Source organism: Aeromonas sp. 19NY04SH05-1 (assembly GCF_040581895.1).
Lineage (GTDB): Bacteria > Pseudomonadota > Gammaproteobacteria > Enterobacterales > Aeromonadaceae > Aeromonas > Aeromonas enteropelogenes.
In genome coordinates, this window is record NZ_CP095328.1 from 4,390,667 (window position 1) to 4,404,443 (window position 13,777).

At 60.6% G+C, this 13,777-nt stretch carries 15 protein-coding genes; 6 read left to right on the top strand and 9 right to left on the bottom strand.

The annotated features are described in order from the left end of the window. The first annotated feature begins 108 nt into the window (after positions 1-108). Positions 109-1,023 (top strand): DMT family transporter, encoded by a 915-nt coding sequence (locus MRK42_RS20310; RefSeq protein ID WP_354688603.1) that lies wholly within the window; start codon positions 109-111, stop codon positions 1,021-1,023. A gap of 36 nt (positions 1,024-1,059) precedes the next feature. On the opposite strand, the gene envZ is transcribed toward MRK42_RS20310, so the two are convergent. Together envZ and ompR are read right to left on the bottom strand one after the other, a co-directional pair. Further along, the gene (gene envZ / locus MRK42_RS20315; protein WP_042027322.1) at positions 1,060-2,370 is read right to left on the bottom strand and encodes a two-component system sensor histidine kinase EnvZ; all 1,311 of its coding nucleotides are present in this window, start codon (positions 2,368-2,370) and stop codon (positions 1,060-1,062) included. Next, complete coding sequence (gene ompR, locus MRK42_RS20320) at positions 2,367-3,089, bottom strand: two-component system response regulator OmpR (protein ID WP_124239256.1); 723 nt, start codon at positions 3,087-3,089, stop codon at positions 2,367-2,369. The genes envZ and ompR overlap by 4 nt, the downstream gene beginning before the upstream one ends. Before the next feature lie 227 nt (positions 3,090-3,316). Between ompR and greB the strand changes: the two genes are divergently transcribed. Together greB and MRK42_RS20330 are read left to right on the top strand one after the other, a co-directional pair. Beyond that, entirely contained in the window at positions 3,317-3,790 is a 474-nt protein-coding gene (gene greB / locus MRK42_RS20325; protein WP_354688604.1) for a transcription elongation factor GreB, read from the top strand. A 177-nt stretch (positions 3,791-3,967) separates the two neighbouring features. After that, a complete protein-coding gene (locus MRK42_RS20330) occupies positions 3,968-6,277 on the top strand; it encodes a Tex family protein (protein WP_354688605.1) in 2,310 nt (769 codons plus the stop codon). 57 nt (positions 6,278-6,334) lie between these two features. Here the strand turns inward: MRK42_RS20330 and MRK42_RS20335 are convergent, their stop codons facing one another. From MRK42_RS20335 to bioH, 4 genes are all read right to left on the bottom strand, one after another. After that, positions 6,335-6,613 carry a hypothetical protein gene (locus MRK42_RS20335; protein WP_124239259.1) on the bottom strand — a complete coding sequence of 93 codons (279 nt, stop codon included), beginning with the start codon at positions 6,611-6,613 and terminating at the stop codon, positions 6,335-6,337. An 82-nt stretch (positions 6,614-6,695) separates the two neighbouring features. Then, entirely contained in the window at positions 6,696-7,469 is a 774-nt protein-coding gene (locus tag MRK42_RS20340) for a putative metalloprotease CJM1_0395 family protein (RefSeq protein WP_354688606.1), read from the bottom strand. Between the two features lies 1 nt (position 7,470). Further along, positions 7,471-7,704 (bottom strand): flagellar hook protein FlgE, encoded by a 234-nt coding sequence (locus MRK42_RS20345; RefSeq protein ID WP_042027316.1) that lies wholly within the window; start codon positions 7,702-7,704, stop codon positions 7,471-7,473. Positions 7,705-7,775: 71 nt separating this feature from the next. Further along, the gene (bioH, locus tag MRK42_RS20350; protein ID WP_216993449.1) at positions 7,776-8,540 is read right to left on the bottom strand and encodes a pimeloyl-ACP methyl ester esterase BioH; all 765 of its coding nucleotides are present in this window, start codon (positions 8,538-8,540) and stop codon (positions 7,776-7,778) included. Positions 8,541-8,578: 38 nt separating this feature from the next. Between bioH and MRK42_RS20355 the strand changes: the two genes are divergently transcribed. Continuing rightward, positions 8,579-9,307, top strand: coding sequence for a ComF family protein (locus MRK42_RS20355; protein WP_354688607.1), 729 nt, complete (start codon positions 8,579-8,581; stop codon positions 9,305-9,307). Positions 9,308-9,387: 80 nt separating this feature from the next. Next, a complete protein-coding gene (nfuA, locus tag MRK42_RS20360) occupies positions 9,388-9,966 on the top strand; it encodes a Fe-S biogenesis protein NfuA (RefSeq protein ID WP_026456827.1) in 579 nt (192 codons plus the stop codon). A gap of 71 nt (positions 9,967-10,037) precedes the next feature. Here the strand turns inward: nfuA and gpsA are convergent, their stop codons facing one another. The 3 genes from gpsA to MRK42_RS20375 are packed head-to-tail and all read right to left on the bottom strand — an operon-like array spanning position 10,038 to position 11,994. Beyond that, entirely contained in the window at positions 10,038-11,042 is a 1,005-nt protein-coding gene (gene gpsA / locus MRK42_RS20365) for an NAD(P)H-dependent glycerol-3-phosphate dehydrogenase (RefSeq protein ID WP_354688608.1), read from the bottom strand. Between the two features lie 2 nt (positions 11,043-11,044). Next, a complete protein-coding gene (gene secB, locus MRK42_RS20370; protein WP_026457218.1) occupies positions 11,045-11,515 on the bottom strand; it encodes a protein-export chaperone SecB in 471 nt (156 codons plus the stop codon). 47 nt (positions 11,516-11,562) lie between these two features. Then, complete coding sequence (locus tag MRK42_RS20375; RefSeq protein ID WP_026457217.1) at positions 11,563-11,994, bottom strand: rhodanese-like domain-containing protein; 432 nt, start codon at positions 11,992-11,994, stop codon at positions 11,563-11,565. A gap of 245 nt (positions 11,995-12,239) precedes the next feature. On the opposite strand from MRK42_RS20375, the gene gpmM reads away from it, so the two are divergent. Beyond that, positions 12,240-13,769, top strand: a complete 1,530-nt coding sequence (gene gpmM / locus MRK42_RS20380; protein WP_354688609.1) for a 2,3-bisphosphoglycerate-independent phosphoglycerate mutase — start codon at positions 12,240-12,242, stop codon at positions 13,767-13,769. Positions 13,770-13,777 lie beyond the last annotated feature (8 nt).

A 13,777-nucleotide genomic window follows, 5' to 3' on the forward strand; every position in this document is an offset into this window, starting at 1 on the left:
GATGGATCTCGCACTAACCTGCTCGTTTGGCGCACGAACGGGAGCCACGACAACCTCGCAAACTGGCTGATACACTGGCCCCCGCCTTCGTCAACGGAACGACTTTCAATGCTTAAAGATCAAAAGAAAGCCTATCAGTACGGGCTCTGCGCCGTGGCCCTCTGGTCGACGGTTGCCAGTGCCTTCAAGATCTCCCTCACCTATTTCGAACCGGTTCAGTTGCTGCTGGTTGCAGCCCTCACCTCGACGCTGACGCTGACCGCCATCGTTGCCAAACAAGGCAAGTTGGCACTGCTGCGGGATTACATCAAAGCTCGCCCCCTCTACTATCTGGCGCTTGGAGTACTGAACCCTTTCCTCTATTACCTGCTGCTGTTCAAAGCGTACGACCTGTTGCCGGCCCAGCAGGCACAGACTCTCAACTACACTTGGGCCATTACCCTCAGTCTGCTGGCCGTCCCCTTCCTCGGTCAGAAGCTGCGCCGCCGTGATGGCATCGCCATCGTGCTGGGCTACTTCGGTGCCCTGGTGATCGCCACCAGGGGGGATGTCTTCTCCCTGCAGTTTGACAGCCCGCTAGGTGTGACGCTGGCACTGGTGTCCACCCTCATCTGGGCCAGTTACTGGATCCTCAACACCCGCAATCAGGGGGATCCTGTCGTCAGCCTGCTGCTCGGTTTCACCATCAGCCTGCCGTTCATTGTCGTGGCGACCTGGCTGCTCTCCGATTTCGCCATGACCGCCTGGCAGGGATGGGCAGGCGCCATCTATGTGGGGCTGTTCGAGATGGGGTTCGGCTTCGTGCTCTGGTTGATGGCCTTGCGCCATGCCACCAACACGGCCCCCATCAGCAACCTTATCTTTATCTCGCCTTTTGCCTCCCTGGTACTGCTCAACCTGTTGATCGGCGAGACCATCCACCCGGCCACCCCTATCGGGCTGGCGCTGATCGTGGCGGCATTGCTGATCCAGCAGCTGAAATACGGCAAGCGCTATCGCAAGGCGAGCGAACCTCAAGCCTGATAATGCAAGGGGCGTATCACTCGATACGCCCCCTTTTCAATCCATCCACTCCTGCGGCTGATGCTTCGGCAAGCGGATCTCCACCTGCAGCCCTCCCCACTCCGAGCGCCCCAGCCGAATGGTACCGTGATGCTGGGCCACGATCCGGGCGACGATGGCAAGTCCAAGGCCGCTCCCCCCTGTGGTACGCGCCAAATTGCCCTGAGTAAATGGCTTGAGCACTCGAAAGTGGTCCTGCTCCGGGATCCCGGGCCCATCATCAGAGAGGCGCAAGCGCACCCAGTGGCCATCATCCTTCAACTCGCCAAGCAGCCGGGTTGCGCCATAGCGCAATGAGTTACCCGACAGGTTACTCAGCACCCGGCGCATGCTGACCGGATTGCACGCCACCCTGACCGCCTCTTCCGGCAGGGCCAGCTCGACTTCCAACCCCTGCTCGGCATGCATCAGCAAGGCATCATGCACCAGCTGGGTCAGGTCGACGGGGTCCAGATTTTTCACCTCGTCCGGACGGATGTAGTCGATGAACTGATCGATGATGGCATTGGACTCGTCGATATCGGCGTTGATGCTCTCCTTGAGGTACTCATCCCCGGACGACATCATCTCGGTCGCCAGCCGGATACGGGTCAGCGGCGTGCGCAGATCGTGGGAGACTCCGGCCATCATCAGGTTGCGCTCCTCAATCAATCCCTTGATGGAATTGGACATGTGGTTGAAGGTGCGGGTCAGCCGACGCACCTCCCGCGATCCCTGCTCCCCGAGCGCATCGGGGAAGTTGCCCCTCGCCACCGAGACAGCCCCGGCTTCCAGATCTTCCAGCGGGCGCACCAGCTGGCGAGCGAAACGCCAGGCGGCAAACAGGGTGATCACCAGCAAGACGCTCATGTAGAGGATCAGCGGCTCTATGTCATCATCCTCGATCTCGGTCAGGGGGATACGCACCCAGATTTTGCTGGCCTGAGGTGGCTGGATCCAGATGATGTAGTGATCCTGGATCTCGACCCGTACCTTGGTCGGGCCACCCAGCTCCTTGCTGATGTTCTCTGCCAGATAACGATAGGGCTTGGACTCCTTGAGCCCATGTTGTTCCGCCTCGCTCTGGGTGTAGATGTCGCTGCCGGTCGCCACATAGACCAGCGCCTCGGCATCGTCGCTCAACTCCAGCTGGTTGCTCTCGACCGGAAAAATCAGTTTGACCTGGTTGGCCAGCAGATGGCTGATCTGCTTGACGGTCGGCGCCAGCAGATAGTTGTAGAAAGTGGCATAAGAAACGATCTGATAGACCACCAGCACGGCGGCTAGAAACCAGAGCATGCGGGAGAACATGCTACCCGCTTTTTTCATGTGCGTTCACCGTCCGGGACGAAGACGTAACCCAATCCCCAGACAGTCTGCAGATAGCGGGGCTGGGCCGGATCCTGCTCCAGCATGCGGCGCAAGCGGGAGACCTGCACGTCTATGCTGCGCTCGGTCGCCGTGTATTCGCGCCCCCTGGCCAGATTCATCAACTTGTCGCGGGAGAGCGGCTCGCGAGGGTGACTGACCAGCACCTTGAGCACCGCAAACTCTCCGCTGGTCAGGGCCATGGGCTCGCCATCACGACTCAGTTCCCGGGTCGCCAGATTGAGCTGGTAACCACCAAAGCTGACCACTTTTTCGGCCGTAGAGGGCGCCCCCGGCAACTCGACGGTGTGGCGGCGCAGTACGGCACGGATCCGGGCCAGCAGCTCGCGCGGATTGAACGGTTTGGGCAGATAGTCGTCGGCCCCCATCTCGAGCCCAACGATGCGATCCACTTCATCTCCCTTGGCGGTCAGCATCAGCACAGGGATCTGGTTGCCCCCCTCGCGCAGACGACGGCAGATGGAGAGGCCGTCTTCGCCAGGCAGCATCAGATCGAGCACCATCAGGCTGAAATTTTCGCGCGTCAGCAGACGATCGGCCTGCTCACCATTGGCCACACCGCGCACCACGAACCCCTGTTCGGTCAGGTAGCGCTCAAGCAGGGAGCGTAGTTTCAGATCGTCGTCCACGACCAGGATCTTGTATTGCTGCTGACTCATCGCTTTGCCTCTCAATATCATCTGCCTCAATACTAGGGGCCGTCAGTACGGGAGAAAAGCATAAATGTGTTACCGGTTATTACCTGGAACCCACCTCCCCACCGGGACAAAGTAGACTCAGCCCCCTGGCTACGGACCACGATTTCCCTCGACAGAGGGATGACAAAAGCTAATATTCCCGTGCAGTTAGACTCTACCTCCTCCATTTGACCAGATCACGGATCACCATGAAGACAAAGCTGATCACCCGCGAAGGTTATAACAAGCTGAAGGAAGAACTCGATTTCCTGTGGCGTCAGGAGCGCCCCGAGGTCACCAGGAAGGTCGCATGGGCGGCAAGCCTGGGGGATCGCAGCGAAAATGCCGACTACCAGTACAACAAGAAGCGGTTGCGAGAGATCGACAGGCGGGTGCGCTATCTGCGTAAATGTCTGGAGGAGCTGGGGATCGTCGACTATTCCCCGACCCAGGAGGGCAAGGTCTTCTTCGGCGCTTGGGTGGAGGTGGAGAGCGAAGAGGGCGAGATCAAGCGCTTTCGCATCGTCGGCTATGACGAAATCTTCGGTCGCAAGGATTACATTTCCATCGACTCCCCCATGGCCCGCGCCCTGCTCAAGAAAGAGGTCGGCGACGAGGCCATAGTACGCACGCCGGTCGGTGATGCCTGCTGGTATGTCAACGAAATCAGCTACACCAAGTAGCAAGCAGGGGGAAGAAACAACATTCCCCTCCCCCAGCCGGTGCAGCATCCCCCCAATCGGCTCGAAGCGGCTTGCCCCCGGTGCGATAGGGTGGCATCCACCCGTGCGACCCCATATAGTGCTCACATTCGGCGCCGGATGGCGCGAATCGATCAACAGAGGCGCTCAACAGATACCATGACGCAAAGCATTGAGAGACAGATCGCCGGTGAGTTGAACGCTCGCCCGCAACAAATCGAAGCCGCCATTCGTCTGCTGGATGAAGGTGCCACCGTTCCCTTTATCGCCCGTTACCGCAAAGAGGTCACCGGCGGCTTGGACGACAGCCAGCTGCGCACCCTGGAGAGCCGCCTCGGCTACCTGCGCGAGCTGGCAGACCGCCGCCAGGTGATCCTGCGTTCCATTGAGGAGCAGGGCAAGCTCACCCCCGAACTGATGCGCGAGCTGAATGACGCCGACAGCAAAACCCGGCTGGAAGACCTCTACCTGCCCTACAAACCCAAGCGCCGCACCAAGGGACAGATGGCCATTGAGGCCGGGCTGGAACCGCTGGCCAATCTGCTGCTGGACGACCCGATGCGGGATCCGGAGCAGGAGGCCACCGCCTTCCTCAATGCCGAACAGGGCATCACCGACAGCAAGAGCGCCCTCGACGGCGCCCGCTACATCCTGATGGAACGCTTCGCCGAGCAGGCCGATCTGCTGGAGAAGCTGCGCGACTATCTGTGGCAGAACGCCACCCTGCGTGCCCGCGTGGTGGCCGGCAAGGAGCAGGAGGGGGCCAAGTTCAAGGACTACTTCGAACACGACGAGCCGCTGCACAAGGCCCCCTCCCATCGGGTGCTGGCCATGTTGCGCGGCCGCAACGAGGGCTTGCTCAACCTGGCGCTAGTCACAGGCGAGGATGAGAGCGCCAGCCCCTGCGAGGGGATCATCGCCCACCATCTCAAGCTCAATCTGCAAAACCGCCCCGCCGACAAGTGGCTGCAGGGGGTAGTGAGTTGGACCTGGAAGATCAAGCTCTCCTTGCAGATGGAGACCGAGCTCATCGGCCGCATCCGTGAGTCGGCGGAAGAGGAGGCGATCAAGGTGTTCGCCATAAACCTCAAGGATCTGCTGATGGCAGCCCCGGCCGGCATGCGTTGCACCATGGGGCTGGATCCCGGCATCCGCACCGGGGTCAAGGTGGCCGTAGTCGATCACACCGGCAAGCTGGTCGATACCGCGACCATCTATCCGTTCGAACCGAAACGCCAGGTGGATCAGAGCCTCAAGACCCTGAGCGAACTGTGCCAGAAGCACAAGGTAGAGCTTATCAGCATCGGCAACGGCACCGCCTCACGGGAGACCGACCGCCTGGTGAGCAACCTGTTCGAACGCTACCCCGCCGCCAAGGCCCAGAAGATTGTTGTGAGCGAAGCCGGGGCCTCGGTCTACTCCGCCTCCGAGCTCGCCTCTCTGGAGTTTCCGGATCTCGACGTCTCCCTGCGCGGCGCCGTCTCCATCGCCCGCCGCCTGCAGGATCCGCTGGCCGAGCTGGTCAAGATCGATCCCAAGAGCATAGGTGTCGGTCAGTACCAGCACGATGTCGGCCAGAGCCAGCTGGCCCGCCGACTGGATGCCGTGGTCGAGGACTGTGTGAACGCGGTCGGGGTAGATGTGAACACCGCCTCAGTCGCCCTGCTCAACCGGGTGTCCGGCCTCTCCCAGACCCTGGCCCAGAACATCGTCGCCTATCGCGATGAACATGGCGCCTTCCAGAACCGGCAACAGTTGCTGAAGGTGAGCCGACTCGGGCCCAAGGCCTTCGAACAGTGTGCCGGCTTCCTGCGCATTCGCGGCGGCAGCAACCCGCTGGATGGCTCTGCCGTGCACCCGGAATCCTACCCCGTGGTGGAGCGGATCCTTGCCAAACTGGAACAGACGGTGGATAGCTTGCTCGGCAACAGCAGCCTGCTGCGCAGCCTGAAGCCCGCCGACTACACCGACGAGCAGTTTGGCGTGCCTACCGTGACCGACATCATAGGCGAGCTGGACAAGCCGGGTCGCGACCCCCGCCCCGAGTTCAAGACGGCCACCTTCAAGGAGGGTGTGGAGAAGTTAAGCGATCTGATGCCCGAAATGATGCTGGAGGGGGTCGTCACCAACGTCACCAACTTCGGCGCCTTCGTCGACATCGGCGTCCATCAGGATGGCCTGGTGCACATCTCCTCCCTGACCGATCGCTTTGTCAAGGATCCCCGCGAGGTGGTCAAGGCAGGCGACATAGTGCGGGTCAAGGTGCTGGAGGTGGATGTGCCGCGCAAACGGATCAGCCTGACCATGCGTCTGGATGAAAAGGCCGGCCAGCCGGCGCGCAAACCGGCACAGCCGCATCACTCCCATGGTGGCAATGCCAAGCCCAGACATGAATCACGTCAAAATGCCCCTATGGGCGGCGCCATGGGCAACGCCTTTGCTGCAGCCCTCTCCAAGGCCAAGAAATAAAGCGCAGCCAGAAAATGCAAAAAGCCCCTCGCGGGGCTTTTTGCATCAGGCGCGAGTTTACTGGCTCAAGGTGTTCAGGATGCTCTCGGGATCCTGATGCTGGGCCAGCACCTCCCGCAGTCGATTGAATGCCTTGCAGGCCTCCTGCGGATACTTGCCATAGGAGACTACGCCGGTATGGCTCCAACCCGCCGCCAGCATTACCTTCTTCTTGAAGTGGGTCCCCTCGGTCCCGCCGCCACCCAGCTGCATCAAAAACTGTTCCATCTGGAGGTGTGGCGGAGGAACACGGGAGAAGGTGGCGAAATCTTCCGGTTTGACTTCATCAAAGTGCATGACAGCTCCTGCTAGATAGGATGGGCCTGACCTTCAGATTAGTTGCAAAACCGGGGACAAAGAAAAGTATCGCGCAGGGAATTCAGACCTGGAGATTAAGGGAGTGGCCAGCCGCCGGACTGACCGCCTGCTGGTAGCGACCGGCAATCACTTGGTTGCGTCGATCCATGTAAGTACTCAGCACGCCCTTGGTCGCTGCGGGATCATGCTCGGCCATCAGCGCCTTGCGGGCCTTGGCCTCTGTTGCGGCCGCACTACGGGCCACACTCAAATCCTGGGCAGAGGGTTCGGCAGGAGCAAGGGCCGCGGCACGAACCTGTTGCATCTTGGCAATGGTGGCTTCGGGATCTCCCGCCACCTCGCCAGTATCGATAGACACTTCACCGCCGGTTGCATAACGCTTGCCATCCGGCCCCAATGAAAATTGGTAGGTAGGCGCACCGGCATAAGCCCCACCCACAGACTGGTGCGCCTGCTCATGGGTACGCACCTCCTGGTCTCGGTCATTCAGCTCCTTGACCTGTTGCTCCTGCCGTTGTTGCTGTTCCTGCTGCTTGGGATCCTGTTGCTTGCGCTGCCCATCTTCACCGGTAGCCTCGACAAAACGGTGATCCAGGGCATGGGGAATCGTGAGTTGAGTTGACTCACGATTGTTCTGAGTCGGCGAGGTGTTGCTGGCCGTCTGACCGGCTTTCGATTTCTCTTTCTGGGAACCCACTTCGGTTTCGGCGCTGGACGCCTGTCCGGAACGGGTCTGCGGGATCAGCTCGGCCCGGCGATTATCCGTCCTGGCCGCTTCCACCTGGGGTTGCAGCTGGGTAGGGATCAGCGTGGGCAGGCTGACATTGACGTTCATATCACACCCGGATATCGATCAGGGTGCCCATCATATCGCTGGCGGTCTGCATCACCTTGGTGGAGGCACCGGCCTGAATCTCCGCCACCTTGAGGTTGACCAGCTCATCCGTCACTTGCACCTGATCACCACTCGGGGTGTTGAGGCGGGCGATCTGGCTGGACGCCCGATCGGCGATCTGTTCGGCTCGCTGGAACCCCTGCACCCCGCTGTTGAAGGCAGATTCAATACGCATGATGTAACTCCTCTGGGAACAGATTAATTATCCGTCACCCGGGAGGATTAATGAAGCTTTCAGGCTGTTTTTTAGCCAACAAAATGCCTGATGGCTTCAACAAACTCCGTTGGATGGGAGATGAAAGGCGCATGCGAGGCCTTGTTGAAGGTCACACTGCGACTGGCGGGGTAACGCTCGTCCAGCAGGGGAATGACTGCCTTGGGCACCAATGAATCCAGTCGGCCATAGACCCGTAGCCAGGGCAGCGAGAGCGACGCCAACTCATCGCGCAGATCGATGTCGGCCAGCAAACCGAGCCCGGCCTCCAGCGCGGCCAGTTGCGGAGCCGGCCGTTCAGCCAGCCAATGGCGCAGCTGCCGGATATCGTCGCGGGCATGTTCGCTGCCCATCGCCTGGATCGCGAGGAAGCGCTCTATGGTCTGGCGAAAATCCCCTGCCAGCATCTGGTTGAAACCGGTCAGCACCTTGGGGGCGATCCCGGGCCACTCGTCGCGGGCCATAAAGCAGGGGGAACTGGCTACCGTGATAAGGCTTGCGACACGCTCGGGATGGCTCAGGGCAATCTGGCTGGCGACCAGACCACCGAGGGACCAGCCGAGCAGATGGCATTTTTCCGGCAATACGGCCGCAACCTGCTCTGCTAGCCAGGAGAGGCTGTAATCTACCGTATCGGCCAGCGGGCTGTTGCCAAACCCCGGCAGATCCACCAGATGTACCCGGTAATTTTCCGCCAATGACGGGACAATGCCATGCCAGACGGCACCGTTCATCCCCCATCCGTGCAACAGCACCAGATCGGGCCCCTGACCAAATCGCTCTACCGATACGCTCATCTAGACTCAAGATCCTTGTTCATGTCTCTGGGGTCAGCATGTTAAAGCGACTGCTCGTCAAAGCAAGTCCGCTGCTTGGCAGCCATAGTGACTGGCAAGGGAGTTGTTTGCTCTGTCATCAACCCTGTGATGCCGAGCCCTTGTTGTGCAGCTGGTGCCGAGAGGCTCTGTGGCAGCCTCATCCCAGATGCCGCCTGTGTGCCGCGCCCTTGCCGGAATATATGAAAGAGAGCCAATGGGTGTGCGGCCGCTGCCAGTGTCGCCCTCCCCCCTGGGAACGGTTACAGGTCATTGGCGACTATCAGACGCCTTACCCCCTGCTTATCCCCCGGTTGAAATACGCAGGCCAGACCTTGCTGGCCCCCTTGCTCGCCCGCCTGTTGGCGGACCATCTCGATCAAAGCGATCCGCCGGAAGCCATCATCCCAGTGCCCCTGCACTGGTGGCGTCACTGGTGGCGAGGCTTCAACCAGGCGGAAGAGATTGGTCGCGCACTCGGCGAGATAACCGGCATCCCGCTCGACAGGCGGTTGCTGCAGCGCATCAAGGCCACCCCGCAGCAGACCCGGCTCACCGCCGGCCAGCGACGGCGCAATCTGCGCGGCGCGTTCAGAGTCTCTTCCCATCAATATCGTCACGTCGCCCTGCTTGATGATGTAGTGACCACAGGCGCCACCGCGGGCCAGCTCACCCGCCTGCTCCATGAGAGCGGCATCACAAAGGTGGAAGTGTGGGCAATATGCCGTACTCTCAAGCACATCAAGTAACCCTCTGCATGCTACCCAAGCCCGGATAACCGCGTTATCATGAATACCCTAGTCGTACACTCAGGTTTGTGAGGATAGTGATGATCAGCATTTCCGACGCCGCCCAGGCACATTTCCGTAAACTGTTGGAAAAACAGCCTGACGGCACCAATATCCGGGTGTTTGTGGTCAATCCGGGAACCCAGAATGCCGAGTGTGGCGTCTCCTATTGCCCGCCCGATGCAGTCGATCCGGAAGATCAGCACCTGCCTTTCAGCGGTTTCGACTGCATGGTCGATCCCCTGAGTGCCCCCTTCCTGGTGGATGCCACCATCGATTTCGTCACCGATCAGATGGGTTCCCAGCTGACCCTGAAGGCCCCCAACGCCAAGATGCGCAAGGTGGCCGACGATGCCCCGCTGATCGAACGTATCGAGTACGCCCTCATCTCCGAGGTGAACCCCATGCTGGCCGGTCACGGCGGCAAGGTGACCCTGACCGAGCTGACCGAAGATGGCTACGCCATCCTGCAGTTTGGCGGTGGTTGCAACGGTTGCTCCATGGTCGATTACACCCTGAAAGAGGGGATCGAGAAGCAGCTGCTGGAGAAGTTCCCGGGCGAGCTCAAAGGCGTGAAAGACGCCACCGAGCACCAGCGCGGCGACCACTCCTACTACTGATGACGCCTTGCCTTAGTGGCAAAAAAGGCCCCGCCAACTGGCGGGGCCTTTTGCATCGGGCAATCGGCAGATTACTCGTCCTTCTTGTCTCGTGACAAGAGAGCGATGGCAGCCTCTTTCGGGTTTTTCCCCTCGTAGAGCACCTTGAAGATCTGCTCGCAGATGGGCATCTCGACGCCGCAGCGGGCCGCCAGCAGATGCACCTCCTTGGTATTGCGATACCCCTCCACCACCTGACCGATCTCGGTCATGGCAGTGTCCACATCCTTGCCCGCCCCGAGGGCCAGACCGAAGCGGCGGTTGCGCGACTGGTTGTCGGTACAGGTGAGCACCAGATCCCCGAGCCCCGCCATCCCCATGAAGGTCTTGCCATCGGCGCCAAGCGCGGCGCCCAGGCGCTGCATCTCCACCAGGCCCCGGGTGATGAGGGCGGTTCTGGCATTGGCACCAAACCCCAGCCCGTCGGAGAGACCGGCCCCGATGGCGATGACGTTCTTGACCGCCCCGCCCAGCTGCAGGCCGACGAAGTCCGGGTTGGTATAGACCCGGAACGAGCGGCCGCAATGGAGCAGTTGGGAAAGATCCTCGGCAAAGTCATCGTGGGTCGAGGCGACCGAGATGGCGGTCGGCAGACCGGCGGCCAGCTCTTTGGCAAAAGTGGGGCCGGAAATCACCGCCAGCGGCATGGCATCACCCAACACCTCGCGGGCCACGTCCTGCAACAGACGGCCGCTGTCCGGCTCCAGACCCTTGGTGGCCCAGGCGATACGGGTATCGGGACGCAAGAAGGGTTTGACCTGGGCCAGCACCTGGCCAAACACATGGCTCGGCACAACCAGCAGCAAAACGGGCGCGGCCTGCACCGCCTGTTGCAGATCGGCCGTCAGTCGCAGATCGGCGGGAAAGGGGACATCAGGCAGAAAAGCCTTGTTGCAGCGGTCCTGTTCCAGCTCGGCGACATGGGCGGGATCGTGACCCCACAACAGGGTCGGATGGCCATTGCGCGCCAGAGAAATGGCAAGGGCGGAGCCGTAAGACCCCGCCCCCAAGACCGAGATAGCGATCTGGTCAGCCATTATCAGGCTTCCGCGGTCGCCTGCTGGGCCTGAGCTTGCGCCATGTGCTGGGCAAACAGGGCATCGAAGTTAACCGGTGCCAGGTTCAGCTGCGGGAAGGAACCCTTGCTCACCATGTTGGCCACGGCTTCACGGGCATACGGGAACAGGATGTTCGGGCAGAAGGCAGCCAGGCAGTGAGCCAGCTGCGGCTCAGGCAGGTTGCCGATGGTGAAGATGCCAGCCTGCTGCACTTCGCACAGGAAGGCAGTCTCTTCGCCCAGCTTGCAGGTGACGGTCAGGGTCAGTACGACTTCGTAGACGCTGTCGGCCAGGATGTTGGTCTTGGTATCCATGTCCAGCTTGACGTCCGGCTGCCACTCTTTCTGGAAGATGTGCGGAGTGTTGGGCGCTTCGAAGGAGACATCCTTGGTGTAAACACGCTGGATGTGGAATTCCGGTTGTACTTCCTGGTTGTTGATCTCGTCAGCCATTTCGTTTGATTCCTTTTTATATGGATAAGTGGGCACAGGCCCTTACATCAGCGTTTCTTGGTGACCGGCAGATTCTCTGCACGCCACTGGGCCATGCCACCGCCGAGCACATATACCTGCTTGAAGCCAGCCTTGCTCAGCTGACGGCCGGCGCCGCCCGCAGTCATTCCCGACTCGCACACCACTATGATGGGGGCATCTTTATGCTTTTCAACCGGACCCAGGTTATTGCTCTGGATCTGGGCGAGCGGCAGGTGCTGGGCTCCGGCCAGATGACCCTTGGCATACTCTTCCTGACTGCGAATATCCACTACGGTGGCATTCTCACGGTTGATCAGCAGGGTGGCAGTGTGATTGTTGACGGTTTTCACCGGAGACAAACGGGCACGCACAGTGGTGTAAACCAGGGTGCCCGCCAGGCCCAACCAGGCTGCCGTCAGCAGCGGGTTGCGGGCCGCAAAATCCAAATACTCTTGCATCTTCTACTATCCAGGGACCAAGACAAGGGCCCGAGTATACATGGGGGTGTGGCTAAGATCAGCCATCTTGGCGGCAAAGCGCGAGCAGGCTCCCATCATGCGCTAGCCCGATCAGGAGGAGCGGAGAGCCCCCTACCAGGCGATGGGAGGCCGCCTTGGCTATCAGGTGACTATTTCGGCAGATGTAGTAATATTACGCTAGTTTCATTTCCCGCATTTTTTCCAATCCGAGAGGACATAGCCTTATGTCAACAGCTAAGAAACCTTTGGTTCTGGTCATCATGGACGGTTGGGGCTACAGCACCAAGCAAGAGCACAACGCCGTCGCCGCCGCCAAGACTCCCAATCTCGATCGTCTGGCTCGTGACTACACCAGCACCCTGATCTCTGGCTCCGGCCTGGACGTGGGCCTGCCGGATGGCCAGATGGGCAACTCCGAAGTCGGCCACGTCAACATCGGTGCCGGCCGCATCGTCTATCAGGAGCTGACCCGCATCTCCAAAGACATCCAGGATGGTCCTTTCTTCGACAACGTCGAACTGGCCAAGGCTGTTGACGCTGCCGTGTCCAATGGCAAGGCCGTGCACATCATGGGTCTGATGTCCCCGGGCGGCGTACACAGCCACGAAGAGCACATCATGGGCATGATCGAGATGGCCGCCAAACGTGGTGCCGAGAAGATCTACTTCCACGCCTTCCTGGATGGCCGTGACGTGCCGCCGCGCTCCGCCCAGTCCTCCATCGAGCTGTTCGATGCCCTGTTCGCCAAGCTGGGCAAGGGGCGTTTCGCCTCCATGATCGGCCGTTACTACGCCATGGACCGCGACAACCGCTGGGATCGCGTACAGCAGGCCTATGACCTGATGACCCAGGGCAAGAGCGAGTTTACCGCTGCTTCCGCCACCGAGGCCCTGGCTGCCGCCTATGCTCGCGACGAGAACGACGAGTTCGTCAAGGCGACCCGCATCGGGGAAGCCGCTCCCATGGTTGACGGCGATGCCCTGATCTTCATGAACTTCCGTGCCGACCGCGCCCGTGAAATCACCCGCGCCTTCGTTGATACCGACTTTACCGGCTTTGCTCGTGCCGCCGAACCCAAGCTGAACTTCGTGATGCTGACCGAATACGCGGCCGACATCAAAACCGCCTGCGCCTACCCGCCGACCGCCCTGGTCAATACCCTGGGTGAGTGGCTGGCCAAGCAGGGCAAGACCCAGCTGCGCATCTCCGAAACCGAGAAGTACGCTCACGTCACCTTCTTCTTCAACGGCGGTGAAGAGGCCTGCTTCACCGGTGAAGATCGCGAGATCGTGGCGAGCCCGAAAGTGGCCACCTACGACCTGCAGCCGGAAATGAGTTCCGGCGAGCTGACCGACAAGCTGGTCGCGGCCATCAAGAGCGGCAAGTACGACGTCATCATCTGCAACTACCCGAACGGCGACATGGTTGGCCACACCGGCGTGTTCGATGCAGCCGTCAAGGCGTGTGAAGCCGTCGACCACTGCATCGGTCGCGTTACCGACGCGCTGGCCGAAGTGGGTGGCGAGTGCCTGATCACCGCCGACCACGGCAACGCCGAGAAGATGATGGACGAAGAGACTGGTCAGGCTCACACCGCCCACACCAACCTGCCGGTTCCCCTCATCTACTTCGGTCGCAAAGCCGAGGTGGTAGAAGGTGGCAAACTGTCCGATCTGGCTCCCACCATGCTGACCCTGATGGGTCTGCCGGTGCCGCCGGAAATGACTGGCAAGCCCCTGATGATTCTGAAATAATCCTTCCC

Excerpts from the sequence above, each read along its gene's own strand:
- greB (WP_354688604.1), top strand. The coding sequence starts at position 3,317 with ATGAAGACAAAGCTGATCACCCGCGAAGGTTATAACAAGCTGAAGGAA.
- MRK42_RS20330 (WP_354688605.1), top strand. The coding sequence starts at position 3,968 with ATGACGCAAAGCATTGAGAGACAGATCGCCGGTGAGTTGAACGCTCGC.
- MRK42_RS20345 (WP_042027316.1), bottom strand. The coding sequence starts at position 7,704 with ATGCGTATTGAATCTGCCTTCAACAGCGGGGTGCAGGGGTTCCAGCGA.
- MRK42_RS20355 (WP_354688607.1), top strand. The coding sequence starts at position 8,579 with ATGTTAAAGCGACTGCTCGTCAAAGCAAGTCCGCTGCTTGGCAGCCAT.
- MRK42_RS20310 (WP_354688603.1), top strand. The coding sequence starts at position 109 with ATGCTTAAAGATCAAAAGAAAGCCTATCAGTACGGGCTCTGCGCCGTG.
- MRK42_RS20335 (WP_124239259.1), bottom strand. The coding sequence starts at position 6,613 with ATGCACTTTGATGAAGTCAAACCGGAAGATTTCGCCACCTTCTCCCGT.
- gpmM (WP_354688609.1), top strand. The coding sequence starts at position 12,240 with ATGTCAACAGCTAAGAAACCTTTGGTTCTGGTCATCATGGACGGTTGG.
- ompR (WP_124239256.1), bottom strand. The coding sequence starts at position 3,089 with ATGAGTCAGCAGCAATACAAGATCCTGGTCGTGGACGACGATCTGAAA.
- secB (WP_026457218.1), bottom strand. The coding sequence starts at position 11,515 with ATGGCTGACGAGATCAACAACCAGGAAGTACAACCGGAATTCCACATC.
- nfuA (WP_026456827.1), top strand. The coding sequence starts at position 9,388 with ATGATCAGCATTTCCGACGCCGCCCAGGCACATTTCCGTAAACTGTTG.
- gpsA (WP_354688608.1), bottom strand. The coding sequence starts at position 11,042 with ATGGCTGACCAGATCGCTATCTCGGTCTTGGGGGCGGGGTCTTACGGC.
- bioH (WP_216993449.1), bottom strand. The coding sequence starts at position 8,540 with ATGAGCGTATCGGTAGAGCGATTTGGTCAGGGGCCCGATCTGGTGCTG.
- MRK42_RS20375 (WP_026457217.1), bottom strand. The coding sequence starts at position 11,994 with ATGCAAGAGTATTTGGATTTTGCGGCCCGCAACCCGCTGCTGACGGCA.
- MRK42_RS20340 (WP_354688606.1), bottom strand. The coding sequence starts at position 7,469 with ATGAACGTCAATGTCAGCCTGCCCACGCTGATCCCTACCCAGCTGCAA.
- envZ (WP_042027322.1), bottom strand. The coding sequence starts at position 2,370 with ATGAAAAAAGCGGGTAGCATGTTCTCCCGCATGCTCTGGTTTCTAGCC.